At 53.4% G+C, this 7,642-nt stretch carries 7 protein-coding genes and 1 other annotated feature; all 7 genes read right to left on the bottom strand.

Features of this window, described 5'->3' with window-relative positions:
• Positions 1-72: 72 nt before the first annotated feature.
• Positions 73-1,104: a phenylalanine--tRNA ligase subunit alpha gene (gene pheS / locus ACI3UA_RS00755; RefSeq protein ID WP_439722922.1), complete on the bottom strand. Its 1,032-nt coding sequence runs from the start codon at positions 1,102-1,104 to the stop codon at positions 73-75.
• A gap of 63 nt (positions 1,105-1,167) precedes the next feature.
• Positions 1,168-1,385, bottom strand: a binding site (T-box leader).
• 80 nt (positions 1,386-1,465) lie between these two features.
• Complete coding sequence (locus ACI3UA_RS00750) at positions 1,466-1,903, bottom strand: MarR family winged helix-turn-helix transcriptional regulator (RefSeq protein WP_439722921.1); 438 nt, start codon at positions 1,901-1,903, stop codon at positions 1,466-1,468.
• A 144-nt stretch (positions 1,904-2,047) separates the two neighbouring features.
• Positions 2,048-3,202, bottom strand: coding sequence for a carboxynorspermidine decarboxylase (nspC, locus tag ACI3UA_RS00745; RefSeq protein WP_439722920.1), 1,155 nt, complete (start codon positions 3,200-3,202; stop codon positions 2,048-2,050).
• Positions 3,202-4,401, bottom strand: coding sequence for a saccharopine dehydrogenase C-terminal domain-containing protein (locus ACI3UA_RS00740; protein WP_439722919.1), 1,200 nt, complete (start codon positions 4,399-4,401; stop codon positions 3,202-3,204). Before ACI3UA_RS00740 ends, nspC begins: the two co-directional genes overlap by 1 nt.
• A 27-nt stretch (positions 4,402-4,428) precedes the next feature.
• Positions 4,429-5,307: an agmatinase gene (gene speB / locus ACI3UA_RS00735; RefSeq protein ID WP_439722918.1), complete on the bottom strand. Its 879-nt coding sequence runs from the start codon at positions 5,305-5,307 to the stop codon at positions 4,429-4,431.
• Entirely contained in the window at positions 5,294-6,145 is an 852-nt protein-coding gene (gene speE / locus ACI3UA_RS00730) for a polyamine aminopropyltransferase (RefSeq protein ID WP_439722917.1), read from the bottom strand. The genes speB and speE overlap by 14 nt, the downstream gene beginning before the upstream one ends.
• Before the next feature lie 36 nt (positions 6,146-6,181).
• Positions 6,182-7,636 carry an aminotransferase class I/II-fold pyridoxal phosphate-dependent enzyme gene (locus tag ACI3UA_RS00725; protein ID WP_439722916.1) on the bottom strand — a complete coding sequence of 485 codons (1,455 nt, stop codon included), beginning with the start codon at positions 7,634-7,636 and terminating at the stop codon, positions 6,182-6,184.
• Between the last annotated feature and the right edge of the window lie 6 nt (positions 7,637-7,642).

The raw sequence follows: 7,642 nt of genomic DNA, 5'->3' as shown, positions 1-7,642 counted from the left end.
CGGCAGTTTCCGTGAAATCTATATAATCATGAAGCCATTTTACAGATACCTGCATATTTCAAATCCTCCCTATTACCAGAACTGCTTTAAGAATCTCAAATCATTGTCATAGAAAAGACGCAGATCGTCAATACCATAGCGCAGCATGGCAATACGCTCTACACCCATACCAAATGCGAAGCCGCTTACCTTCTCCGGGTCATAGCCGCTCATCCTCAGCACATTTGGATGAACCATGCCGGAGCCGAGAATCTCCAGCCAGCCGGTACCCTTGCAGACGCGGCAGCCCTTGCCTTTGCACATTACGCAGGAAATATCCACCTCGGCGCTAGGCTCGGTAAACGGGAAAAAGCTAGGACGGAAGCGCACCCTGACCTTTTCATCAAATATCTGCTTCAGGAAATTCTCCAGAGTGCCCTTCAAATCAGCCAGGCTGATGCCCTTGTCGATGACCAGGCCTTCAACCTGGGTGAACATCGGTGAATGGGTGGCATCATAATCATCGCGGCGATAAACCCGCCCCGGGGCTATCATGCGGATAGGGCTGTTCGGCTCATGAGCCTCCATGGTCCTTGCCTGCACAGGCGAGGTCTGGGAACGCATGAGGATATCCTCCGTGATGTAGAAGGAATCCTGCATATCCCTGGCCGGATGATCCTTGGGCAGATTCAGGGCCTCAAAATTGTAATAATCCTTCTCTATCTCAGGCCCCACCTCCACGGTAAAGCCCATCTTCATAAAGATATTCTTTATCTCCAGCAGCGTCATGGTGAGCGGATGGAGATGGCCGCGCGGCGCACGGCGGCCAGGCAGGGTGACATCAATTTTCTCGCTGGACAGACGCTTCTTCAGCTCCGCCTCCCTGAGCTCCTCATTCTTCTCGGCAATCAGCTGTTCCAGCTGCTGGCGGGCATCATTCACAATCTGCCCGATACGCGGCCTGTCTTCCTTGGCCAGCTGACCCAGCCCGCGCAGAATCGTGGTCAGCTCACCTTTTTTGCCCAGATATTTTACCCTGATGTCATTCAGGTCACCCAGGCTCTCTACTGCCTGCTTTACAGCCTGGGCAGCTTCCTTGCGGAGCTGTTCAATCTTTTCTTCCATAGTATCCTCCTGAAACGTATTTTTCAGGGCGGTTTTGCGTATAAAAAAACTTCCGCCCCCACAGCTAGGGGCGAAAGCACTGCACCAAAAATGCACCGTTGCCTCGCGGTACCACCCTATTTTCTCACTTAATTGCTCCTTAACGCGGAAAACGTCCCGGCTACATCTCTTCACCGGAATGGCTCCGGAGTGAACTTCATCTGCTTACGCCTGTCCTGTTTCCACCTGCCAGAACTCGCTGAAAGGCCGCCACAGACTACTCTCTCCTTCTCTGCCCTGTTCGCACTGACTATTCTACCACTATTTGCGCCATATTGCAAATCACAAAAGAAAAGGAGTGCTTACCGCACTCCCTGACATATCAAGCATTCTTTATATTTTCACTGATGCGCTCCGAATAAGACTGCATAGCGGAAAACTCCTTCGCAGAAAAACCGGCGTAGGCTATATTTACCCAGTCCGCCTCAATCCTGACGATGGCCTCACCCAGCTCACGGCCCCTGTCAGTCAAAAAGATGTGATTCCTGCGATGATCCTGCGGATCCTTCAGGCGCTTAATCAGCCCCATATCGCCCAGCGCATTCAGTTCCCGCGTCACAAAAGCCTTATCCATGCTCAGCCTGCTGCTGATATCCTCCTGTACAAGCCCCTCGTTCTCGTACACTGCATACAGTACAGAACCTCTTGAGCTGGTCTTGACGCCCAGCGGCTGCAGCCTGCTCACCAAAAACTCCTTATGTTTCTGACGAATAAAGGATACCAGGCTTTCCAGCTCATCCCGTATCTTCCTATTTTCCATATATACGCCCCTCTTCTTTTCTAAAAATCAATCCCTTAGATATTGGTATATCACATACATTATATAAAATTTTGCGAGTTTAGTAAATATCAAATGTGCAATTTTTTACATATTAAAAACATTTCATTTTACTCACTGCAAATCTTATAACCTGCATTTAAAATCCTCATATCCAAAGGAACGAACCTTTTTCCAGACACCCTGCTTATCCACATAGGCAATATCCGGCAAAGCCATGCCGTTGAACGTGTTGTTCTTCACCATGGTATAGATGGCCATATCGCCAAAAAGCAGCTTCTGTCCCACCCGCAAAGGCTCAGCAAAGGAAAACACCCCTATATTGTCACCCGCCAGGCATGTGGCGCCTGCCAGCATGTAGGCATACGGCTGTCCGCCCTCCACATCGCTGTCCGAAAGCGGCGGCCGGTACGGCATCTCAATCACATCCGGCATGTGACAGGCGGCTGACGCATCCAGCACAGCCACCGGCATATCCCGCTCAGGCCCTTCGATAATCTCCAGCACCGTTGCCGCCAGAAAACCGGCATTCAGCGCCACTGCCTCGCCGGGCTCCAGATATACCTTCAATCCGTACTTATCCTGCATTCTGCGGATACATTTCTCCAAAAGCGGCATATTGTAGCCATCACGTGTGATATGATGGCCTCCGCCAAAATTAATCCATTTCAGTCCGGTCAGATACCGGCCGAATCTCTTTTCCACAGCCTCAAGGGTTGCCGCCAGCGGCTCAGCCCCCTGCTCGCAAAGGGTGTGAAAGTGAAAGCCGGACAGTCCTTCCAAGCTGTCAGCTTCCAGCTCGCTCACCCTTGCCCCCAGCCTTGACAGCGGGGAGCATGGATCGTAGATAGCATGCTCCTGGGTCGAGTATTCAGGATTGATACGCAACCCGCACTCCTTGCCTGCCGCCAGTGCCCGCGGCCCGAACCGCTTCCACTGGGACATGGAGTTGAACACAAAATGGTCACAGTATTTCAAAAGCTCCGGGAACTCCTTCTCCTGAAAGGCCGGACTGAAAACGTGATTCTCTCCCCCGAACTCCTCATAAGCCAGACGTGCCTCAAAAAGACCGCTGGCCGCGGCCCCTTTGAGATATCTGCTGATAAGCGGATAGCAGGAATACATGGAGAAGGCCTTCTGGGCCAGAAGCACATGACAGCCCGTCCGCTCCTGCAGTCCCCGGAGAATCTCCAGATTGTGAATCAGCCGTTTTTCCTCCACCACATAGGCAGGCGTCGGCACCTCGGCCAGCCAGTCAGGATGATAACTGAATTCAACCATCAGTCCACCAGCTCCGGATTAAAGCTCTCCTGCCATGGCAGCCCCCACTTGTTCAGCGCTTCCATGAAAGGATCCGGATCAAACTCCTCAATGTTGTATACTCCAGGCCTCTTCCATGTGCCGTTCATTACCAGCATGGCGCCAATCATGGCCGGCACGCCCGTGGTGTAGGACACCGCCTGGGAACCCACCTCCTTGTAGCACTCCTGATGGTCGCAGACATTGTAAAGGTAATAGGTCTTGTCCTTGCCATCCTTCTTGCCGCGGAAAATGCAGCCGATATTGGTCTTGCCGACGGTGCGCGGGCCCAGGCTGGCAGGGTCAGGCAGCACTGCCTTCAAAAACTGCAGCGGAATGATTTTCTTTCCCTCGAACTCAATCGGCTCAATGGAGGTCATGCCCACATTCTCCAGGCACTTCAAATGGCGCAGATAGCTCTCGCCAAAGGTCATAAAGAAGCGGATGCGCTTGATGCCCGGAATGTTCAGCCCCAGGGACTCCAGCTCCTCGTGATGCAGGAGGTACATATCCTTTGGCCCCACCTCCGGGAAATTATACACGCGCTTGATTTCCATCGGCTCCGTTTCAACCCATTTGCCATCCTCCCAGTAGCTGCCCTTGGCAGAAACCTCGCGAATGTTAATCTCAGGATTGAAATTGGTTGCAAACGGATAGCCGTGATCACCGGCGTTGCAGTCCAGAATGTCAATGTAGTTAATCTCATCAAAATGATGCTTCAAAGCGTAGGCACTGAACACGCCCGTCACGCCTGGGTCAAAGCCGGAACCCAGAAGGGCAGTAATGCCGGCCTGCTCAAATTTCTCACGGTAGGCCCACTGCCACTTGTATTCAAACTTGGCCGTATCCTCCGGCTCATAGTTGGCGGTATCCACATAGCTTACCTTGCACTCCAGGCAGGCATCCATGATGGTCAGGTCCTGATAAGGCAGAGCCAGATTCAGCACTACATCAGGCTGTACCCTCCTGATGAGGGCCACCAGCTGTTCCACGCTGTTGGCATCCACCTGGGCAGTAGTGATTTTGCACTTGCCGCCCTGCAGCTTTTCCTTCAGTGCATCGCACTTGCTGACGGTACGGCTGGCAATACAGATTTCATCAAAAGCATCGCTGTTCTGCACACACTTGTGAATTGCCACGCTGGCCACACCGCCGCAGCCGATAATTAACGCTTTTCCCATTCTTCTACCTCCACATTTTACTCTATACTATACGCTGACAGGCCCCTTGATAAAAGGCTCCTCCAGCTTCAAAAGCATTTCCCGCATAATTTTCAGGGCCGCCGCCGTAGAGGCGCCGCTCTGGTCATAGGCAGGCGACAGCTCCACCAGGTCACAGCCCACTACATTCAGCCCGCAGCCTGCCACCGCCGCCTCCATCAGCTCCGCAAAGGTCACGCCGCCGTACTCCGGCGTTCCGGTGCCTGGAAAAACTGACGGATCCATAACATCCAAATCAATAGTAAAGTACACCGGCTTTCCCTGCAGGGCAGCCAATGCCTCCGGCATGGCCTTCAGATTGAAGGGACGCAGGTTGGTATGCTCCTTCGCCCACTGAAATTCCTCCCTCATGCCGCTCCTGATACCCAGCTGCCAGATTTTTCCATCACCCGTCAGCTCCCAGGCCCGGCGCAGCACGGAAGCATGGGAAAGCCGCGCTCCCAGGTATTCCTCACGCAGGTCCGTGTGGGCATCAAAATGCAGGATGCAGAGGTCAGGATATTTCTTCACCGCCGCCCGGATTGCTCCCAGCGTCACCAGATGCTCACCGCCAATCATAAAGGGCAGCTTGCCGGCAGCCAATATCTCCGCCGTCCTTTCCTCTATAGCCGAAAGCGCCAGCTCCGTATCGCCAAAGCACAGCTCCAGATCGCCGCTGTCAAAAACAGCCGCATCCTCCATATCCATATCCTGATACGGGCTGTAGGTCTCCAATCCGTAGGATTCGCCCCTCATTACCCTGCTGGCAAAGCGCGTTCCCGGACGAAAGGAGGTGGTTGAGTCAAAAGGCGCCCCAAAGATGACAATGCGGGCATCTGCCAGCTCCGCCTCACAGCCCAAAAAGGTTTCCACATTAGTCTTCAACATCTCGCAAAAGCTCCTCTACATAGTTTGGCAGGGCAAAAGAGCCCGCATGCAACGGACAATTATAATACCGGCAGCGAATCCGCAGCTCCTTCCAGGCCTGCCAGTCAACCTCCTTCACCGGATGATACTTCTTGGAAGCAAAGCCAAAAAGCCAGTGCCCTGAAGGATAGGTCGGTATATGCACCTGATACACCCTGCTGATAGGGAAGGAATGGCAGATTCTCTTGTGCGCCCTCTGCATGGCATAGGCATCCTCCTTGTAAAAAGGGCTTTCATGCTGATTGACCATGATGCCGTCCTCGTGAAGCGCCTTGAAGCAGTTTCCGTAAAACTCCTTGGTAAAAAGCCCCTCGCCCGGCCCGAAGGGATCCGTCGAATCCACCAGAATCAGATCATACTCGTCCTCCACATGGCGGATAAACTTCAACCCGTCCTCATAGTAGCAGGTCACCCGTGAATCCTCCAGCGCCGCCGCCGTCTGCGGCAGAAACATCTTGCTGACCTCTACCACGCGCTCGTCAATCTCCACCAGATCAATCTTTTCTATGTTCTGATACTTGGTGAGCTCCCGGACAGTACCGCCGTCGCCGCCGCCGATTACCAGCACTCTCCTGGCATTCGGGTGCACGCACATGGGCACATGGGTTATCATCTCATGGTAGATAAACTCATCCTTTTCCGTCAGCATCAGATAGCCATCCAGCGCCAGCACCCTGCCGAATTCCTCCGACTCAAAAATATCAATCCGCTGAAATTCGCTCTGCTCGCTGAAAATCTGCTTGTCAATCTTAATCGAAAACCTCACATTAGGAGTATGCTGTTCTGTAAACCAGAGCATGCCAGTCACTCTCCCTTCCAAACACCAAATCCGGAGCTACATGTCCTTCAATACATTCAATCGCTGCAGGCCCATATCCTCCGGCCCTGTCATCTGACAGCCTTTCTTTTTTGCATAACGTATATAGCGCAGAATCTCCTCTGTCACCATTTCCCCCGGTGCCAGAATCGGGATTCCCGGCGGATAGCACATGACAAACTCACTGCAGACCCTGCCCGCCGTATCGCCGATAGGCAGTGATTCCTTTTCACCATAAAAGGACTCCTGCGGGCCGCAGATAACCTTCGGGCTGATGTATTCAGCCTTCAGCATTTCCCTGCCGGTCTGCCGGTAGTTGCGGCGTATCTCCGCCAGCGCGGACACCAGACGCTCGATATCCTTCTCCCTGTCACCTACGGAAACATAGGCCAGCAGGTTGGCAATATCGCCAAACTCCGTCTGAATATCATACTCATCCCGCAGCAGATCATAAACCTCGACGCCTGCCAGGCCGATGGAGCGGGTATACACCGCCAGCTTGGTAACATCAAAATCAAAAACGGAATCCCCGTTGACCAGCTCCCTGGAATAAGCGTAATAATCCCCGATGGCATTTATCTCGTCACGGGCGTACTGCACCTGGGCAATAATCCTGTCCACCAGCTTTTCGCCATGCAGGGCCATGTTGCGCCGGGAAATATCGAGGCTCACCAGCAGGAGATAAGAAGCGCTGGTGGTCTGGGTCAGGTTGATAATCTGATGGACATAGCCATGAGAAATCCTGTCACCCATCAGCAAAATAGAACTCTGGGTCAGGGAGCCCCCCGATTTGTGCATGGAGATAGCTGCCATATCAGCCCCTGCATGCATGGCCGCCACCGGCAGCTTGTCACTGAAATACAGATGGGAACCATGGGCCTCATCCGCCAGAAGCAGCATGCCATGCTCATGGGCCAGCTCGGAAATACGCCGTATATCCGAGCAAATGCCATAATACGTCGGATTGTTTACCAGTATAGCCTTCGCATCTGGATTTTCCCTGACAGCCTGCTCCACATCTGCCACGCTCATGCCCAGAGAGATGCCCAGCACCGGATCCATCTGCGGATTGACGTACACCGGCACCGCGCCGCAGAGAATCAGCGCATTGATGGCACTGCGATGCACATTCCGGGGCATGATAATCTTATCCCCCCGCTTGCAGGCCGTCATGACCATGGCCTGGACAGCCGAGGTGGTTCCTCCTACCATAAAGAAGGCATGCCGGGCGCCGAAGGCCTCCGCCGCCAGCTCCTCAGCCTCCCGGATTACCGACACGGGATGGCAGAGATTGTCCAGCATCTTCATGGAATTCACATCCACGGACAGACAGCGCTCCCCCAAAAAATCCGTCAATTCCCTGTTGCCCCGTCCCCTCTTATGTCCGGGCACATCAAAGGGCACCAGTCTGGCGCTTTTCATCCTCTCCAAAGCCTCCAGAATTGGCGCATTTTCCTGCGAAATATATTTCATCCGTTG

Origin of the sequence: Anaerovibrio sp., from assembly GCF_051866355.1 — a bacterium.
Taxonomy (GTDB): domain Bacteria; phylum Bacillota; class Negativicutes; order Selenomonadales; family Selenomonadaceae; genus Anaerovibrio.
The sequence above is the reverse complement of the archived record's forward strand: the minus strand, read 5'-3'. Positions and strand labels throughout refer to the sequence as shown.